Source organism: Gilliamella sp. (genome assembly GCF_024104075.1).
Taxonomy (GTDB): domain Bacteria; phylum Pseudomonadota; class Gammaproteobacteria; order Enterobacterales; family Orbaceae; genus Gilliamella; species Gilliamella bombi.
Map to the genome: position 1 here is coordinate 1093 of NZ_JAGGHR010000061.1, position 1908 is coordinate 3000.

The 1908-nt window shown below is 31.9% G+C and carries 1 protein-coding gene and 1 pseudogene; both read right to left on the minus strand.

Annotation, left to right across the window (positions count from 1 at the left end; all coding sequences use genetic code 11):
- Positions 1-602: 602 nt before the first annotated feature.
- Positions 603-1148 (minus strand): annotated as a pseudogene (gene proC / locus J6569_RS10980) (pyrroline-5-carboxylate reductase); the annotation flags it as partial.
- A 124-nt stretch (positions 1149-1272) separates the two neighbouring features.
- Positions 1273-1908 (minus strand): hypothetical protein (locus J6569_RS10985; RefSeq protein ID WP_296318486.1); only part of this gene is annotated, 636 nt, incomplete at its 5' end.

Sequence of the window (1908 nt, forward strand, 5' to 3'; positions counted from 1 at the left end):
CTGTTCCTTTTTCATTGTATCATTTCCTATCTCATTTTTCAAAAATTTTCCACTTTCTTTTGTCTTTATAAAATTAAATGAGCAAATTAGTAACTAATAATTTATTAATTACTCTTTCTTAATTCACTTTTAATATATTTTATTTTTAGGGTCTGAAATACATAGTTGATAACTAGCATAAATAATGCATTAGATTATAAACATAAAAACGTATCGCTTTAAAGTAAATAAACTTATTTTTTTGTTAAGATTTGTAAATTTAACTTTTTTATTTATGAATTATATTGATAGAGTTAAATTTATAAGCTGATAATCGAGAATTAAAAGTTTGTAATATTTTGTTGGATATTTTCGTACATCAACAATATAATAACTAGTATTAATTTACTAGCTATTATTTTACTTATTCAAATCATCAAGTATTAGTTGTCATTTTTTAGTTAATATTGTTCATAGCTAAAGAAAGATATTTTATCTACTCCTCATTAAACACTTTTTCTATAATTGCCCACTCTCAATAGTGATTAATATTCAATCATATCTTTTGATTTGTAATGCCTTTAAAATTACTTAATAAATATAAAATATAGATAATTTTATATTTACTTTTCCGCAAGATATTTAGATTTAGTAATCGTTGCTTCCACTGCATCAATAACAGCTGACCTAAATCCTTTGGCTTCAAGTATTTGCACTCCTTCAATGGTTGTACCCGCAGGTGAGCAGACCATATCTTTTAACTCCTCTGTATGTTTACCTGTTTCTAATAATAGTTTTGCCGATCCTAAAACTGCTTGGGCAGCAAACTTGTAAGCTTGTTTTCTTGATAATCCGCCTTTAACCGCACCATCAGCTAATGCTTCAATAAACATAAACACAAAAGCGGGGGAAGATCCACTTGCGCCAATAACTGCGTCAATTAAATCTTCAGGAACAACTTCCGTTTCACCAATACAATTTAATAATTGTTGAACAATAGACAATTCTTCATCGGTAATTTCGGTATTGGGGGTAATTGAACACATAGCGGCATTAACAAGGGCTGGTGTGTTAGGCATAACTCGTATAATTTTTTGCTCATAACCCACGCATTTGGCAATTGTTTTAATGGTAACACCTGCCGCAATTGAAATAACGATGGTATTTTTCTTTAATTCTTTATTAGTTCTTAGTCTACATCAATGTGAATTTTATTGGTTATCTTGGCAAAAAATTTAGTTTTTTCTTGCCTAAATAACCATGATTAGACGTGTTTTAGATGGTAGCTGCAAACTAAGGTGTAACGCAGGCTACTCTATAATCTTGATCAGAATGCTCTTTGGCACCGACAAGACCACTACTAGCTTCTACAACAAAGTTAACATCCCTGGAAAGTTGATCTGATGCCCAATAATACCCGCTCATATCCCTCCACCAAGCAGGATCGCCAACACTAAAAAACTCCCAATCACTATCTTTGTAGTAAATCTGAGTCATACGTCCCCATTCGCTAAGTAATCCTCCCATCCAATAACCATTTACTTTATAACTAATTTTTCGTAAATAGCTTCCGTCTGTTATACCATTTTGCCAATCTACTTCCGTTCTATTTGCATTGGTAAAATCAAGCACTTTGGTCATACGATATCCACCACCATTAAAGTTATTACAAAACGCTACGGCATTTTGATAACCGCCTGCACCGCCTTTTTTAGCTACATACCAACGCTCTAATCTAAAATTATACAATGGGTCATTGTTTTTATCGTGTAAATAAAATGTTGAAGGAATAAAAGAACCAGGATTACTCTCCTTAGGACCCGTTAAGTTAATTTTTACAAGCCCTGTAGGTAGCGTATTTTCAGCATTTAACGTTAATGTTACCCCTCCCGTCGAAATTGTTCGACCATTTTTATTTACTATATCTTG